Source organism: Mycobacterium sp. NGS34 (assembly GCF_059812845.1).
This window is the reverse complement of record NZ_JCALDM010000004.1, coordinates 325,868-340,698: the sequence shown is the minus strand read 5'-3', so window position 1 is coordinate 340,698 and position 14,831 is coordinate 325,868. Positions and strand designations below refer to the sequence as shown.

General features: G+C 68.9%; 19 protein-coding genes and 1 pseudogene. 13 read left to right on the top strand and 7 right to left on the bottom strand.

The features are described from left to right. Positions 1 to 169 precede the first annotated feature (169 nt). On the top strand, positions 170 to 538 hold the full coding sequence (locus AC5Y7V_RS13305) for a hypothetical protein (protein ID WP_499880497.1): 369 nt from the start codon (positions 170 to 172) through the stop codon (positions 536 to 538). Here the strand turns inward: AC5Y7V_RS13305 and AC5Y7V_RS13300 are convergent. Next, positions 535 to 1,251, bottom strand: coding sequence for an MBL fold metallo-hydrolase (locus AC5Y7V_RS13300; protein WP_499880496.1), 717 nt, complete (start codon positions 1,249 to 1,251; stop codon positions 535 to 537). The genes AC5Y7V_RS13305 and AC5Y7V_RS13300 overlap by 4 nt on opposite strands. Before the next feature lie 96 nt (positions 1,252 to 1,347). Between AC5Y7V_RS13300 and AC5Y7V_RS13295 the strand changes: the two genes are divergently transcribed. From AC5Y7V_RS13295 to AC5Y7V_RS13280, 4 genes are read left to right on the top strand one after another with little or no spacing between them, the layout of a single operon-like run. Beyond that, a complete protein-coding gene (locus AC5Y7V_RS13295) occupies positions 1,348 to 2,352 on the top strand; it encodes a zinc-binding dehydrogenase (protein ID WP_499880495.1) in 1,005 nt (334 codons plus the stop codon). A gap of 35 nt (positions 2,353 to 2,387) precedes the next feature. Then, on the top strand, positions 2,388 to 2,831 hold the full coding sequence (locus AC5Y7V_RS13290; RefSeq protein ID WP_499880494.1) for an SRPBCC family protein: 444 nt from the start codon (positions 2,388 to 2,390) through the stop codon (positions 2,829 to 2,831). Between the two features lie 52 nt (positions 2,832 to 2,883). Continuing rightward, positions 2,884 to 3,483: a YbhB/YbcL family Raf kinase inhibitor-like protein gene (locus AC5Y7V_RS13285; protein WP_499880493.1), complete on the top strand. Its 600-nt coding sequence runs from the start codon at positions 2,884 to 2,886 to the stop codon at positions 3,481 to 3,483. Between the two features lie 19 nt (positions 3,484 to 3,502). After that, complete coding sequence (locus tag AC5Y7V_RS13280; protein WP_499880492.1) at positions 3,503 to 4,360, top strand: lipase family protein; 858 nt, start codon at positions 3,503 to 3,505, stop codon at positions 4,358 to 4,360. On the opposite strand, the gene AC5Y7V_RS13275 is transcribed toward AC5Y7V_RS13280, so the two are convergent. Both AC5Y7V_RS13275 and AC5Y7V_RS13270 read right to left on the bottom strand, forming a co-directional pair. Continuing rightward, positions 4,357 to 4,905, bottom strand: coding sequence for a TetR/AcrR family transcriptional regulator (locus AC5Y7V_RS13275; protein WP_499880491.1), 549 nt, complete (start codon positions 4,903 to 4,905; stop codon positions 4,357 to 4,359). The two genes, AC5Y7V_RS13280 and AC5Y7V_RS13275, sit on opposite strands and share 4 nt — an antisense overlap. Further along, positions 4,902 to 5,237: a DUF962 domain-containing protein gene (locus tag AC5Y7V_RS13270; RefSeq protein ID WP_499880490.1), complete on the bottom strand. Its 336-nt coding sequence runs from the start codon at positions 5,235 to 5,237 to the stop codon at positions 4,902 to 4,904. The genes AC5Y7V_RS13275 and AC5Y7V_RS13270 overlap by 4 nt, the downstream gene beginning before the upstream one ends. A gap of 87 nt (positions 5,238 to 5,324) precedes the next feature. Between AC5Y7V_RS13270 and AC5Y7V_RS13265 the strand changes: the two genes are divergently transcribed. After that, on the top strand, positions 5,325 to 6,128 hold the full coding sequence (locus AC5Y7V_RS13265; protein ID WP_499880489.1) for an alpha/beta fold hydrolase: 804 nt from the start codon (positions 5,325 to 5,327) through the stop codon (positions 6,126 to 6,128). Between the two features lie 89 nt (positions 6,129 to 6,217). Here AC5Y7V_RS13265 and AC5Y7V_RS13260 read toward each other — a convergent pair whose 3' ends face one another. Next, the gene (locus tag AC5Y7V_RS13260; RefSeq protein ID WP_499880488.1) at positions 6,218 to 7,087 is read right to left on the bottom strand and encodes a LysR family transcriptional regulator; all 870 of its coding nucleotides are present in this window, start codon (positions 7,085 to 7,087) and stop codon (positions 6,218 to 6,220) included. Positions 7,088 to 7,180: 93 nt separating this feature from the next. Between AC5Y7V_RS13260 and AC5Y7V_RS13255 the strand changes: the two genes are divergently transcribed. Next, positions 7,181 to 7,573 carry a tautomerase family protein gene (locus AC5Y7V_RS13255; RefSeq protein ID WP_499880487.1) on the top strand — a complete coding sequence of 131 codons (393 nt, stop codon included), beginning with the start codon at positions 7,181 to 7,183 and terminating at the stop codon, positions 7,571 to 7,573. Then, positions 7,570 to 8,556 (top strand): NAD(P)H-dependent flavin oxidoreductase, encoded by a 987-nt coding sequence (locus AC5Y7V_RS13250; protein WP_499880486.1) that lies wholly within the window; start codon positions 7,570 to 7,572, stop codon positions 8,554 to 8,556. Before AC5Y7V_RS13255 ends, AC5Y7V_RS13250 begins: the two co-directional genes overlap by 4 nt. Here AC5Y7V_RS13250 and AC5Y7V_RS13245 read toward each other — a convergent pair. The 3 genes from AC5Y7V_RS13245 to AC5Y7V_RS13235 are packed head-to-tail and all read right to left on the bottom strand — an operon-like array spanning position 8,542 to position 11,402. After that, the gene (locus AC5Y7V_RS13245; RefSeq protein ID WP_499880485.1) at positions 8,542 to 9,255 is read right to left on the bottom strand and encodes a hypothetical protein; all 714 of its coding nucleotides are present in this window, start codon (positions 9,253 to 9,255) and stop codon (positions 8,542 to 8,544) included. The two genes, AC5Y7V_RS13250 and AC5Y7V_RS13245, sit on opposite strands and share 15 nt — an antisense overlap. A gap of 15 nt (positions 9,256 to 9,270) precedes the next feature. Beyond that, positions 9,271 to 10,704, bottom strand: coding sequence for a class I adenylate-forming enzyme family protein (locus tag AC5Y7V_RS13240; RefSeq protein ID WP_499880484.1), 1,434 nt, complete (start codon positions 10,702 to 10,704; stop codon positions 9,271 to 9,273). A gap of 8 nt (positions 10,705 to 10,712) precedes the next feature. Then, entirely contained in the window at positions 10,713 to 11,402 is a 690-nt protein-coding gene (locus tag AC5Y7V_RS13235; RefSeq protein ID WP_499880640.1) for a hypothetical protein, read from the bottom strand. 199 nt (positions 11,403 to 11,601) lie between these two features. On the opposite strand from AC5Y7V_RS13235, the gene AC5Y7V_RS13230 reads away from it, so the two are divergent. The 5 genes and pseudogenes from AC5Y7V_RS13230 to AC5Y7V_RS13210 all read left to right on the top strand — a co-directional run bounded on the left by AC5Y7V_RS13230 (position 11,602) and on the right by AC5Y7V_RS13210 (position 14,828). Beyond that, positions 11,602 to 12,084: a carboxymuconolactone decarboxylase family protein gene (locus tag AC5Y7V_RS13230; protein WP_499880483.1), complete on the top strand. Its 483-nt coding sequence runs from the start codon at positions 11,602 to 11,604 to the stop codon at positions 12,082 to 12,084. A gap of 13 nt (positions 12,085 to 12,097) precedes the next feature. Continuing rightward, entirely contained in the window at positions 12,098 to 12,721 is a 624-nt protein-coding gene (locus AC5Y7V_RS13225) for a nitroreductase family protein (protein WP_499880482.1), read from the top strand. Positions 12,722 to 12,739: 18 nt separating this feature from the next. Continuing rightward, complete coding sequence (locus AC5Y7V_RS13220) at positions 12,740 to 13,234, top strand: SRPBCC family protein (RefSeq protein ID WP_499880481.1); 495 nt, start codon at positions 12,740 to 12,742, stop codon at positions 13,232 to 13,234. Between the two features lie 309 nt (positions 13,235 to 13,543). Next, positions 13,544 to 13,963: pseudogene (locus AC5Y7V_RS13215) on the top strand (Fur family transcriptional regulator); the annotation flags it as partial. A 352-nt stretch (positions 13,964 to 14,315) separates the two neighbouring features. Then, a complete protein-coding gene (locus AC5Y7V_RS13210) occupies positions 14,316 to 14,828 on the top strand; it encodes an Rv1352/Rv1906c domain-containing protein (RefSeq protein ID WP_499880480.1) in 513 nt (170 codons plus the stop codon). Positions 14,829 to 14,831 lie beyond the last annotated feature (3 nt).

The following is a 14,831-nucleotide window of genomic DNA, read 5'->3' as shown; positions in this document are numbered from 1 at the left end:
TTCAATCAGGGGGCAATGGTCCCGAGCCGGAACTGTTGCCGGGCCGTACTCCGGCCGACCGGGACCGGGCGCACCGGCCGCGCCGCTTTCGCCGCCGGCGCCCCCGCGCCGCCCCCCGCGCAATGTCCAGCAAAGCGGGTCGGCGATCGGTAGTCTCCGTATCGTGCAGATGAGCTTGCGCTTTGAGCGTTGGTATCTTCCGTTGGCGATTCCGGTCGGACTGGGCCCCAGCCACAGCGAGATTCGGTTGGACGGGGACGTGCTACACGTCAAGATGGGCTGGGCTTTCGAGGCCGACATCCCCTTGGCCTCCATCACCAAGGCCGAAGCGGCCGACGAGCGCGTCTTCGCCTGGGGCGTGCACTACTCCGCGGGTCGCTGGTTGGTCAACGGGTCGGGCAAGGGGCTGGTGGCGTTGACGATCGAGCCCCCGGTGCAGGCGAAAGTCTGGATCAGGTCGGTGACGTTGCGATCCTTGTGGGTCAGCGTGACCGACCCGGACGCCCTCATCGCGGCCTGCACCACCGCGCGCGCCTAGCCGGGCGCCAGGCGCGCGCGTTTCTTCAGCCAATCCCGCTGCCGGCGGACGAATTCCGCGTCGACGGTCTTCCCGTGGCCCGGGACGTAGACGGCCTGGGGACCACCGATCTCGAGCACCCGATCAAGGGTTGCCGGCCAGGCCGCCAGATCGGAATCGGCGTCGATGTACGGGTCGGCGGACTCCTCGACGAGATCACCGGTGAAGACCACGACGGGGCCGCCGTCGCGGGCGGGCACCGCCACGACCAGGTCCGCGGCCGTGTGACCGCGCCCCGGGTGAGTCACCGTCACGGTGCGGTCGCCGAGGTCGATCGCGGTTTCGTATAGACCGCACCGGGGCGGCCGCAGCGCCGAGATCGCGCGATCAACCTCGGCGGCGTTCGCCCCGTAGCTCAGCGCGTGTTCGCGAAGGTGGCCGGTGCCCGACGTGAGGTATTCGACTACTTCGGGCGCGCAATGGATTTCGGCGCCGCCGAACGCCGAGCAACCCAAGACGTGGTCGAAGTGCTTGTGCGTCAGCACAACGTGAGTCACGTGGCGCCCGGTGAGCCGTCGCGCATCGGCGTCGATAGCGGCCGCTTCGGCGAGGGTGCTTCCGGTGTCGATGATCAGCGCTCCGCCGGCGCCCTGCACCAGCCCGACCGTGACGTCGCAGAACGCCAGCCGGCAGCGATGTACCGTGTCGGTCAGTCGTTCCCAGGCCAATTGCACAAAAGGACGGTAGCCCGGTTCGCCTCGCGGCGGCAGGGCCTCCGATCGCGTCCTTCCCGCCCCGGCGAAGCCCGCGGCGTGTGCGACCATCACACGATGCGCGCAGTCGTCATCACCAAGCACGGCGACCCGTCGGTGCTGCGAGTCCAAGACCGGCCGGATCCGCCGCCACCGGGCCCCGGACAGCTGCGGGTCGCGGTGCGGGCGGCCGGCGTCAACTTCGCCGACCACCTGGCCCGCGTGGGCCTGTATCCCGATGCGCCGAAGCTCCCGGCGGTGGTCGGCTACGAGGTCGCCGGGACGGTCGTGGCCGTCGGCGACGGTGTCGACCCCGGCCGCGTCGGCGAACGCGTGTTGGCGGGCACGCGATTCGGCGGCTACTCCGAGGTGGTCAACGTGGCGGCGAACGATTCCGTCGCGCTTCCCGACGCGATGAGCTTCGAGCAGGGCGCCGCGGTCCCGGTGAACTACGCGACCGCCTGGGCGGCGCTGCACGGTTACGGGTCGCTGCGCGCCGGCGAGCGGGTGCTGGTGCACGCCGCGGCCGGCGGGGTGGGCATCGCCGCCGTCCAATTCGCGAAGGCCGCCGGGGCCGAGGTGCACGGCACCGCCTCGCCCGCAAAGCACGCGAAGCTGACCGAGCTGGGCGTCGACCGGTGCATCGACTACCGCCGCGACGGCTGGTGGAAGGGCCTGGGACCGTACGACCTGGTGCTCGACGCGCTGGGCGGCACGTCGCTGCGGCGGTCCTACGCCCTGCTCCGGCCGGGAGGAAGGCTTGTGGGCTATGGCATTTCGAACATGCAACACGGTGAGAAGCGCTCGCTGCGCGCGGCCGCGCCGCACGCCTTGGCGATGCTGCGCGGTTTCAACCTGCTCGACCAGCTCTCGGAGTCGAAGGCCGTGATCGGAATCAACATGCTGCGGCTGTGGGACGACCGCGGCACGCTCGAGCCATGGATCACACCCCTGGCGGAGGCGCTCGGGGACGGCACGATCGCGCCCATCGTGCATGCGGCGGTCCCGTTCGCCGAGGCGCCGGAAGCGCACCGGATCCTGGCGGCCCGGGAGAACATCGGCAAGGTCGTCCTGGTGCCGTGAGTTTTAGCGCCGCGACAATGGCTATCTAATCCGTCATGGCTATCACCGATTCCCGCGAAGTCGTCATCGACGCGACGCCCGACGAGATCATGGACGTGCTGTTCGACCTCGAGTCCCTGACCGAGTGGTCCTCGTTTCACAAGAAGGTCGAAATCCTGGAACGCGACGCGGACGGCCATCCGAGCAAATCGCGGCAGACGGTGAAGATCGTGGGCGTCGCCGACGAGCAGGTGCTCGACTATTCGGTTCACGACAACGGCGTGGGCTGGACGCTGGAGAGCTCCAAGCAGCAGCGCGCGCAGGAGGGGCGCTACACCCTGACGCCCGACGGCGATTCCACCCGGGTGCGTTTCGATCTCACCGTGGACCTGTCCGCCCCGGTCCCCGGCTTCCTGGTCAAAAGGGGCGCCAAGGGCCTGATGGAAACCGCGACCGACGGCCTGCGCAAGCGCGTGCTCGAAGTCAAGGGCGGCAAGTAGGTTCCGAAACGGGTCCTTCCCGACCAACCGTCGGCGAGCGACACTGTCCGGTATGGAATCTCTTCACCGCACCGCGCCGGCCGCCGCCGGGCTGGCGCTCCTTGTCGCGCTGGCCGGCTGCGGCGGCCAGGGTGGCAGCCGCACGACGGGCCCGGAGACACCGAAGGTGACGACCCTGGCCCGGACCGTCGCCCAAGCGCCCGGCACCGGGCCGGTCACGCTCAGCAGTCCCGCGTTCGCCGACGGTGCGCCGATCCCCGCGCAGTACACCTGCAAGGGAGCCAACGTCGCGCCGCCCTTGACGTGGTCGGCGCCGTTGGGCGGCGCGCTCGTCGTCGACGACCCGGACGCGCCGCGCGGGCTCTACGTCCACTGGATTGTCGTCGGCATCCCACCCGGCCCCGGAAGCACCAGCGACGGCCAGACCCCCGCCGGCGGCAGCAGCCTGCCGAACTCGGCGGGTCAGGCCGGCTACAGCGGCCCCTGCCCGCCCGCGGGCACCGGGGTGCACCACTACCGGTTCACCCTCTACCAGCTGCCCGCCAACTACCAGCTCCCCCCGGGGCTGGCCGGTGTGCAGGCGGCACAGGCGATCACGCAGGCCACCACCGGGCACGGACAGGCGCAGTTCACCGGAACCTTCGAGGGCTGATGATCCGAGCGGGGGCGCCGTGCCGGCACAACCGACGTTAGATGCAACGCGGGCAATACAATTCGGCCAGCTCGTCAACGCCACGTATGCGACGCCGCCCGGCGATTTGACGAACCGGGCAGGTCAGGCGCTGAGCGCCGGCGGCGTCGACTACACAATCGTCACGACGATCTATGCCAACGACCTGGCGACCGACATGAACCCGGCCCGGGTCGACGACGAGGTCTCCATCGGGCTGATCTGCCAGGAGAACAAGACCGGCGACGTGGCGATCGCGATCCGCGGCACCGAGGGGTGGCTGGAATGGATTCACGACGCCGAGTTCGGCCTGGTGCCATGCCCGTTCCTGGTCGGCGCCGGCAACACCGAGGACGGCTTCACCGACATGTACGGGACCCTGCGGACAGGAGCCACGCCGGGCTCGCCGAAGGTGGTCGACGCGCTCGCAAAGCTTACGTTCCCGAAAGCCGTTGGCGCACTGACGATCTGTGGCCACAGCCTGGGCGGGGCCCTGGCGACGCTGCTGGCCCTCGACGTGGCGGCGAACACGGCGTTCACCACGCCGGCCGTCTACACGTACGGCAGCCCGCGAACCGGGGATTCGCTGTTCGCGGCCACCTTCGACCAGGTGGTGAAGGACTCGTCCCGCATCGCGAACCGCCTCGACATCGTCACCGCGTTGCCTCCCCCCGTCGACTACGAACACGTGCTGAACCCGTACTGGTTCAACCCGGTTCGGCTGCTGCCGCTTCCGCCGAAGGTGCTGGTCAAATACTCGGTGTCATGCGAACATTCGCTCGCGACCTACCTGTACCTGGTGTCCCTGCAGTCCGGCGGCCCGGTGCTGCCCCTGGAACCCGCCTGCAAACCCTCCTAATCCGCGGGTGTCCGGGTGGCGAGCCGAAGCAGACCCCGGCGCAGCTGCTTGTCGCGCTTGCCGGCGTCGAGCTCGATCAGGGCGATCTCCGCGACCGCCGCGACGAGCAGCGCCGCGACCGGTTCCGGGGCCGCCCATCCCAGCGCGACGAGATCGGGCACGATCTGCGCGGCCGCGCTTTCGTTGCGCGCGGCGACCAAATCGCTCAGCCCGGCCTCGGTGCGCGATTGGACGAGCAGGGCCTTCGTGGCCGGCTCGGCCAGGCAGCCGTCGAGGTAGGCGTTCATCCCCGCCTCCAGCCGCTCGCGGCCGGGCGCCAGGTCGCCGCCGGCGGCGGCGATCGAGTCCTGCAGGTCGTCATGGAACCGGGCATGCAGTGCCCGCACGTATTCCGAGCGGCTGGGCCAATGCTGATAGAAGCTGCCTTTGGCCATGCCGGCCTCGGCGACGATCGCGTTGACCGAGATCCGCGCCAGGTCGGCCGATCCCAGCAGCCGCTGCCCCGCGTCCAGCAGCGCATTGCGTCCGGGCTCGGGGGGCCTCACGCCAATCCGGCCTTGCGTTGGCTTCGCTGGGCGAGCATGTCGCCGTACTGTTCGCACACGTCGATTACCCCGGTGAGCTGGTAGGTGATCCACCCTTTGTGGGTCGACGGACGGTTGTTCTCGAATACCCGGTGACCGAGGATGTTCATGGCCCAGCCGCCGACGAACATCGTGGCACCGACCTTCGGCCTGGCGAACAACAGCGGCAGTCCGGCCGCGATGATCGGGATGCCGACGCGGTGCACCGCCCGTACCCCCTTCGAGGTGTGCTGCGTTCGGTAATAGGCCATCTTCTCCGCGAACGGTGCTTCGGGCGGCGGGGCTTGGTCCATCTGGATTCCCTCCTTGTCAAGGCGTTCCTATCGTTGTAGCGTACGCGATGACCGACCAGTCGGTCAACATATAAGAGAGGAACTCACATGCCGACCATCCAAACCCGGGCGGGACGCGTCGCCTATCACGAATCCGGCAGTGGCCCAACGCTTTTGTTGCTGCATGCCTCGCTGCATGACCGACACGACTTCGACCCGATCGTTGACGCGCTCGCCCGGAACTACCGCACCATCGCGGTGGACTGGCCCGGGCACGGCGAATCCGATCCGGTCGCCTCCCCCATGGAGGCCGGCGCGCCGCTGTTCGCCGACGTGCTCGAGGACGTCGTCGACGCCCTGGACCTGTCCGGGGCGGTGGTGATCGGCAATTCGGTCGGCGGGTTTGCCGCCGCGCGGCTGGCGATCACCCGTCCCGGCTGCGTCGCGGGTCTGGTGCTCGTCAACACGGGCGGGTTCGTGCCGTTGACCCCAGCGGTCCGGGGCTTTTGCCGAATGCTCGGCACGCCGAGGATATTTCGACGGGCCGCTCCCCTCTTCGTCCGCGGCTACATGAAGCCCAAGACCGACAACGACCGGCGGATCGTCGAGCGTGCGACCGCGGTAGCGAAAACACCCGAGGGCGTCCGCACCGGATCGGCGCTGTGGCGAAGCTTTGCCACGCCCGAGCACGACCTACGCGACCGCGCCGGCGAGCTGTCCGTGCCCACCCTGATCGTGTGGGGCAAGAAGGACATCGCCATACCGCTGCGGGCCGGCCGCGCGACGCACGACGCCATCGCCGGTTCCCGGCTGGAGATCCTCGACACCGGTCACGTGGTGTTCTCGTCGGATCCCGCCGGCTTTCTGGCCGTCGCCGAGCCGTTCCTGGAATCGGTCAGCCTGCGGCGGTGATTGTCACGTGGTGGTGTCGCGACACTGCAATGGCGGCGACGACACGCCGAGATACGCCGCGCCCGTTTAAGTTTCGCGAAGAAGGCCCCTCATAATCCTTGTGCGCTCTCGACGGCCGCCTCGACGAAGCGGCGCAGCACGGCGTTGCGGCCGCGCGGCAGAAACACCAGCGCGACGGGGCTCTGCGGCGCTCCGTGCAGCGGAATGAACCGCACCCCGGGGTGGATGTTGCGCCTCACGGCGACGTCGGGGATCACGCCGATGCCGCGGTCGGCGGCGACGGACTCGATCCATTCGTCGAAATTCGCTGTCTCCACGATCGTTTCCGGTCCGGCGCCCGCGGGCCATGACCACGGGCCGGTGGTGCCGCTGGCCGTGTTGACGACCAACGGCCAGCGCGGGACCTCGGCCCAATCCAGCTCCGATCGCCCCGCCAGCGCCGAGTGCGCAGCACACACCGCCACCCGGGATTCGTTGAACAGGTGCACGACCCGCACGGCCGTCGCGGTCACCTGCCCGCGCACGACGGCGAGGTCGACCTTCCCCTGCTGCACCGCGTTCAGCGCGTCGTCGGTGCGGATCAGCCTGACCGTCGTCCCGGTGGCGTGTTCGAAGCGGGCGACGGTGTCCTGCGCCCACGGGTCGGGCAGCAACCAGCTGAACCCGAGGCGGATGCTGGCCTGGCGGCGGACGGCGGCGAGGCCGCGTTCCAGCTCGGCGAGGACCCGTTCGACGTGGTCGAGGAGCGTCCGGCCGGCCGGCGTCGTCTCGACGTGCCGCGAACTGCGGTCCAGCAGCGTCACGCCCAGCGCGTCTTCAAGCTGTTGAATGGTGCGGCTCAGGGCCGGTTGGGTGATGCTGAGCTCCGCGGCGGCCTGCGTGAATGACCTCAGTCGCGCCACCGCCTCGAAGACCTTCAGGTGGCGCAGCTCTACCCGGCCGCTATCCAGACCGCCCATGTCTGCCAAGCATAGATCGATTACAGCAGGCATTTCACAGCGCAGGTCGGTGGACCTAGCGTCGTAGGCAGGCCACAGACGCGAGGAGACAAAATGCCGTTGCTGTACATCGACCTCATCGAGGGCCGCACGCCGTCGGAGGTTCGGGCGCTGCTGGACGCCGTCCACGAGGCCGTGGTCGACGCGTTCGGGGTGCCGCCGCGCGACCGCTACCAGGTGGTGCGCACCCACCCCGCCCACGAGATCGTCGCGTGGGACACCGGCCTGGGCATCACCCGTTCGGACCGTCAGGTGATCGTGCACGTAGTGAGCCGGCGGCGCACGCGGGCGATGAAGGAGAAGTTCTATGAACTGCTGGCGACCGCGCTGTCCGAGCGGTGCGGGATCGATCCGGCCGACCTGATCGTTTCGATCACCGAAAACGGCGACGAGGACTGGTCTTTCGGACATGGCCGGGCCCAGTTCCTCACCGGAGAACTGCAATGAGCCTCGGCACCCGCCTGACCGAATACTTCGGGATCCGACACCCGATCCTGCTCGCACCGATGGCTGGAGTCGCGGGCGGGCGGCTCGCGGCCGCGGTGACCTCGGCCGGCGGCCTGGGCCTCATCGGCGGCGGCTACGGCGACGCGGCGTGGCTGCGGCGCGAACTCGACCAGGCCGGCGGGGCGCGGGTCGGAACCGGATTCATCACGTGGAGCCTGGCCCGCGCCCCCGAGCTGCTCACCGAGGTCCTGGCGCGGCAACCGGCCACGATCATGTTGTCGTTCGGTGAATTAGGGCCTTACGCCGACCGCATCCACGCGGCCGGAGTCCCGCTCACCGCCCAGGTGCAGAACCTCGACCACGCGCGCCGGGCGATCGACGCCGGCGCCGAGATCGTCGTGGCCCAGGGCGGCGAGGCGGGCGGGCACGGAATGACCGTCCGCTCCACCTTCACGCTGGTGCCCGACGTCGTCGACCTGGTGGCCGAGCGCTCGCCCGGAACGCTCGTGGTGGCCGCGGGCGGTGTCGCCGACGGCCGGGGGCTGGCCGCGGCGCTGGCGCTCGGCGCCGACGGCGCGTTGGTGGGCACCAGGTTCTGGGCGACCCCGGAGGCGCTGGTATCGCCGCGGGCCCAGCAGCGCGCCGTCGGCGCAAACGGGGACGAAACCGTGCGCACCCGGGTCTATGACGTTGTGCGGCAGCTTGATTGGCCCGCCGAATACACCGTGCGGGCGCTGGGCAACTCCTTCCTGGACACCTGGCATGGCAACGAGGACCAATTGTCAGGTTCGGTCGCCGAGGCGGTGCAAGCGTTCGAAACGGCAACGGCGGAAGAGGATTTCGACACGGCCGCCATAATCATCGGCGAGGCGATCGGGCGCGTTCGACAAGTCCAGCCCGCCGCCGACGTCGTCGCCGGCATGGTCGGTGAGGCCGCCAGGATCCTGAACCGGGCGCAGTCGCCGGGCTCAGTACAGGGGTGACCAGTCCGACGTGCGCAACAGGCGGCTCTCCCACTGGTCGCGGAACTGCAGGGCCTCCACCATGTAGCTGCCCGGCCTCCGGTGCTCGGCCGGGACCTCCTTGGTCAGCAGGTGAACCAGGGCCGCGTAGTTGTTGGCGTCGTCGATCTTCTGCCACAGCATGGCTTCTCGCCGCCGGTAGCTTCCATGGGCCACCTGGAAGCACGCCTGGATGTCGAGGATGCGCATACCGGCCGGCGCCTTGGACAGCGGCCGGTAATAGATCTCGTCCCAGGACCGGATGTAGTCGTCCAGAGGCGCGTGGGGCCAGCCGGTGTCCTCCATGAACATGGTCGGCGGGTGGGTCTCGCCGCTGATGGGCACGCTCGCCAGGTCGACCGTCTGCAGCGGTGACCAGTAGACGGGCAGCAGCAGCTTGCCGATCACGTCGTGGCGCAGGTTGTCCAGCTCGCGCATCCATGGGCGAAGGTCGCCGGTCTGGGCGCGGTGAACCAGGCTTTCCCACGCCGCGCCGTCGCTGATCGCGGTGATGGTGACGACGTTGTAGGACACCCCGGAACCGTGGGCGTGGTTGGTGTACCAGAGCAGTCGCGCGTTGTCATCGTTGGCCAGGGTGGGCATCCAGCCTTCGCGGTAGGCGGCCTCGAATTCCTCCTCCCGCGCGCCCACCACCTTGTGGGTCTCGTGAAGAAACAGCACTGGCACTCCCTGACTTCAGGCGCTATCCGCGATGAGCGCGGCGATCTGGGCGCGGCTGACCTTGCCGGTCGCGTTGTACGGGATCTGATCGACGACCGCCAGGCGCTCGGGCAGCTTGAAGTACGCGATCAGCTCGCGGCAGTGCGATCGCAACTGCTCGAGTGTCACTGGGGCGCGGGCCACTATGGCGGCCCCGACCCGCTGGCCGAGCTCGTCGTCGGCCACGCCGGCGACCGCGACGTCGCTCACCGCCGGATGCGAACGCAACGCCTCCTCGACTTCGACCGGTCCGAATTTTTCTCCCCCGCGGTTGATCGTGTCACTCAGCCGGCCGCACGGGAAGATGTAGCCGTCGGGATCCCGGCGGGCGAGATCACCGGTGCGCAACCAGCCCCCAGCGACGTTCTGGGTGGTGTTGACCCACAGCTCGCCGACGGTTCCGGGCGCGACGTCCTCACCGCTGGCGGGGTCCACCACCCGCACGTCCACCCCGGGCAGCGGCCGCCCGACCGAACCGGCCCGGGCCGGATCGCGGTGATCCTGCGGCAGCAGCGTCGTGTACGCCCCGAGCGTCTCGGTCTGGCCGAACACGTTGGCGAACGCGACATGAGGAAGCGCGGCCATTGCCCTGCGCACCAAGGCAATTGGCGCGGCGGCGGCGCCGTACGCGATGGCGACCAGGGACGTCAGGTCGCTGGTCGCGAAGTCGGGGTGATCGAGGATGCGCTGCAGCATGGTCGGCACCATGAAGGTGGCGGTCACCCGGTGCTCCGCCACCAGCCGCAGCCACTCGCCGGCATCGAAGCGCGGCTGCACCACCGAGGTGTTTCCCGAGTACAAACTGCCGAGCGTGCCGAGCGAGCCGCCGACGTGAAAGAACGGGACACACATCATCCCCACCGCGGGTGCGGCGTCCGCCCGGAACGGCGCGGCCATCCCGGTGATCCGGGCGGTGAGCTGCCGGGCGGAGATGCCGACGGCCTTGGGCAGTCCGGTCGTGCCGCTGGTGAACAGGACAAGGGCTTCCCCGTCGCCGGCGGTCGGCGGGGGCTCGGGCCCGTCGTCCGTGAGGTCGGCGACCGTCAGGACCGTCGGCGCACCCGCGTCGCGCACCCGCCCGACGTACTGCTCCCCCGCGACCGCCACGTCCGCACATCCGGCGTTGGTCAGGAGTCCCTGTAGCTCCGGCGGAGTCAACGCGGGATTCATCAGCGCGGCGGCGGCGCCGAGGCGCGCCGCCCCGAGCACGGCCGCGATCGACAGCAGGCTGCCGTTGTCGACGACCGCGACCCGCTGCCCGGCCACCACGCCCCGGGCGGCCAGGGCCGCGGCGCACCGTCGCACCGTCGCCGCCAGTTCGGCGTAGCTGATGATGCGCCCGTCGATGATCAGGGCGGCACGGGTGGGATCGCCGGTCGCGGCGGCCTCGTGGATCGTCCCGGTGTTCATCCGCGGTCCTAATACAGCGGCGACCACGTCGAGGTGCGCAGCAGCCGGCTGGTCCACTGGTCGCGCAGGTCCAGGGCGTCGTACATCCACGTCCCGGGGGCGCGGTACTCGGCGGGAATGTGGGTGCGGAGCAGATCGAGCAACGCCTCCGGCCGGCTGATCCGTTGCATGAGGATCACCTCACGGCGCACATGGCTGCCGAGCGCGGGCTGAAAGGCGGCGTGCATCGTCAGCATGGACGACGGCTCGCCGAGGCTCTTCGCGTAGACCTCACCGCATCTGACGATGTACTCCTCGAACTTGTCCTCATAGGGCCACATGGTGTCTTCCATGTAGAGGCTCATCTCGTGCTCGCGCCCGTCGACCGGCACCTCGTCGAGGGCCACCTCCTGCAGCGGCGACCACGGCAGCGGGACCAGCAGCTTGGCGTCGACCTCGTGGCGGAGCTCGTCGAGGTGGCGCATCCAATCCTGCAGATCGCCCTTCTGGACCCGCGTGGTCAGGCGCTCCCAGGCCGCGCCGTCGCGGACAGCGGTCACGGTGACCACCGTGTAAGCCGGTCCACTGCCATGGGCCTGGTTCGCGTACCACAGCAACCGCGCGTCGCTCCCGGCGGCGAGTATGGGCATCCAGCCCTGTCGAAACGCTGCCTCGAAGTCGTCCTCGCTGCGGCCCCGCACCTTGTGCACCTCGTGCATGAACAGCACGCACAGACCTCCACATTCGGGACGCCCGCCCGATGAGCGCCCTCAACCAACGGACCGTAGCCAACCAAATTTTCGGGTCCGCGCCGGGTATACATACGCACAATTGCATGCGTGCGCCGACCTAGACAGCCGAGTTGAGAATCTGGTTTGCTCCACTAGGTAACGATCTTCCCCGGGCAGGAGTTCACGTATGGCCCGAGTCAATGTCCCGGATGGCCCCGGTGGCGAAGCCGCCATGATCTGGTCGCTGCGGCCGCCGCTCGGCTCCATGGTCGAGCGGATGATTCGGGGCGCATACCAGCAGAGCATCCTGCCTCCCGAGGAGCGCGAGCTGGCCCGAATGCGAATCGCTCAGATCAACGACTGCGTCGCCTGCTCGGACTTCCGCGCCCAGTCGGTCCTGGACGCCGGGGTCGCCCCCGAGTTGTACGACAACGTCGCCGCGTACGCCAGCTACCCCGGCTACACCCCGCGCCAGCGCCTGGCCATCGAGTACGCGGACCGCTTCGCCACCGACCACGCGTCGATGGGCGACGCGTTCTTCGATCGGCTGCGGGAGTCGTTCTCCGACGAGGAGATCCTCGATCTCACGTTGTGCGTCGCGGTGTTCCTGGGCCTGGGGCGTTCGCTGACCGTCCTGGGCGTCGACCAGTCGTGCGCGATCGACCTCTGATGGACCTCGCCTGATGGACCTCGCCTCGGTCGACGAATTGCTGACCACCACCCGGGCGGTGCGCAGACGCCTTGACCTGAGCCGGCCGGTCGGTCGTGATGTGATCCTCGAGTGCATCCGGCTCGCGATGCAGGCGCCGACCGCGAGCAACGCGCAGGACTGGCGATGGCTGGTGATCACCGATGCCGACAAGCGCGCCGCGATCGGCGACATTTACCGCAGTATCGGCGCCGAGTACCTCGCGTATGCGGCCAAGGAGGCGTCCGATCCGCAGACCCAGCGCGTGTACGCCGGCGCGCTGGCCCTGACCGACACGCTGGCCCGGGTGCCCGTGCACGTCATCCCCTGTCTGGACAACCGGATCGACAACTCGAACCTGCTGACCGCGGCGTCGGCCTGGGCGTCGATCATTCCGGCCGGCTGGAGCTTCCTGCTGGCGCTGCGGTCGCGTGGGCTGGGATCGGTGTGGACGACGATGCACCTGGCCAGGGAAAAGGAGGTGGCCGAGTTGCTCGGCATTCCGCCGACGGCCACCCAGGCCGCGCTGTTCCCGGTCGCCTACACCATCGGCACCGACTTCCGGCCGGCCATGCGGCCGGCAGCGGAGACGATCACTTTTTGGGATTCCTGGGGATAGCCTGGTTGGAGAGAGCTGATGCAGTCCTACACCGTGCGGTTCCATGTCGACGCGCCGCCGAGGAAGGTGTGGCGGGTGCTGCACCCGCCGGTGCCGCCGGACGCGCCACGGCCGCGGGTGCTCACGTGGCCGACCGGCAGCATGGAAATCCTCAACGAAGGCAACGAGGCGGGCGAGGGCTTGGTGCGCACCTGCATCTTCCCGGTTCCCAAGTACCTGCTGTCCGGCGGCAAGGGGCGGTCCTGGGAGAGCGTGACCGAGGCCGAGGTCAATAAGTTGTCGCGCTATGTGGCGGTCGGCGCGCCACTGTGGTCCCGCGCGGAGGGCTATCACGAACTCGAGGAGCAGCCCGACGGCACCACCGTGCTGACCTTCCACGAGACGTACCACGCCTACAACCCGGTGCTGCGCTTCTTCCTGGAGCGTCCCGTGCACGCGAGAATTTCTCGCGACAACCTCGAGGTGTACGAGCACGCGTTGGGCTACGCGGGCAAGGTGCGCCGGCTGACGTAAGTTGCCGCCCGCGGACTGGTCACAGTGGCCACACGAACCCGGCGATTAGCAAACCGTACGTCCATATAGCAATCGAATCTCGTTCGACTGGAAGCCTTTTAGGCCTTCGGACCGAATGTTTGGTTGCGGCCGCGAGCCGCGGTTCAAAAAGCTGACGCGATTTGTGCGAAAACCGACTATTTCGCGAAAACGCGCCCTAGCGTGGGCTCCGCCGTGAAAGTTCCGTTCTCATCGGGCGGCGGACATCGCGGGTTTCCCGGCCCGACGGAAGGGGTCAAGACCTTGATCAACTCCAGAAAAGATCTTCGAATGGTTGAGGTGCCGTCGGTCGCGCGCTATGCGGAACGGCTTCGTTCGGCCGATCTGCGGGTGACCCGCCCGCGGATCGCGGTGCTCCATTCGGTGGAATTGAATCCGCACGCCGACACGGAATCCATTATCGGGGCGGTGCGCGCCTGCCTGCCCGATGTGTCGCGGCAGGCCGTGTACGACATCCTGCACGCGCTGACCGACGTGGGTCTGTTGCGACGGGTTCAGCCCCCGGGCTCGGTCGCCCGCTACGAAACCCGGGTGGGCGACAACCACCATCACACGGTCTGCCGGACCTGTGGGGCGATTGAAGACGTTGACTGCGCGACCGGTGCGGCGCCCTGCTTATCCGTTCCGGACCCCAACGGCTTCCACCTCGACGGCGCCGAGATCATCTATTGGGGCTTCTGCCCGGACTGTTGGGCATCGGACAGGTCGCGAGCCGACGACGCCCCCCACCCCCCCACCCACACCTCGGATCAAATGGCGTGCCAAAGCGATGACGGCCCGCTGCCCCACGACAACGACTATCGGGTGACGGCGTCACCCGGGGTGCCTGCGGGGTGGGTTGCCCCCGGTCCGCTCACACCGATCACCGTGCTGAAGGCGACCGGAATTGGAACTGGCGGGCAGGGAGCCAACGCGGGGTGGGCTCGCTACGACATCGCTGATGCCAGCGTGGCCAGCAGCAGTTCACGCGTGGACCCTTCCGCTCCGTGCTCGGTCGACATCGATGTGAAATGACTTGCCCGCGCCGGTAAGCTGCTGGTTCATGGGGTCCAAGGTGAAGGCATCCGTGGCGGGGCAATGTGCCGGGCTGCTCCTTGCGTGCTGGGCCATGTCCGCCGGAGTCGCCGGCGCCGATCCGGAGCCGACGCCGCCGCCCTCGCCCGCCGCCTCACCCGGACCGTCACCTTCGCCGGGCGCGTCACCAGCGTCGGCACCCAAGACGGCGATCGACCACGACGGCACGTATGCGGTCGGAACCGACATAGCGCCGGGCATCTACAGCTCGGCGGGTCCCGTCGGCGACGGCACCTGTTACTGGAAGCGGTCGGGCAACCCCGACGGCAACCTCATCGACAACGCGATGAGCAAGAAGCCGCAGGTCGTGCAGATCGATCCGACCGACAAGTCCTTCAAGACAACGGGCTGCCAGCCCTGGCAGCTGACCCCCGACGCCGCCGTGCCGCCCAGTGCGCCGCCCGCGGGTGTGCAAGGCACTCTGGGCATTCTCAACGGGCTGCTCGGCGGCCAGAACGGCCAGCAACCCCCCCATTCCTGACGG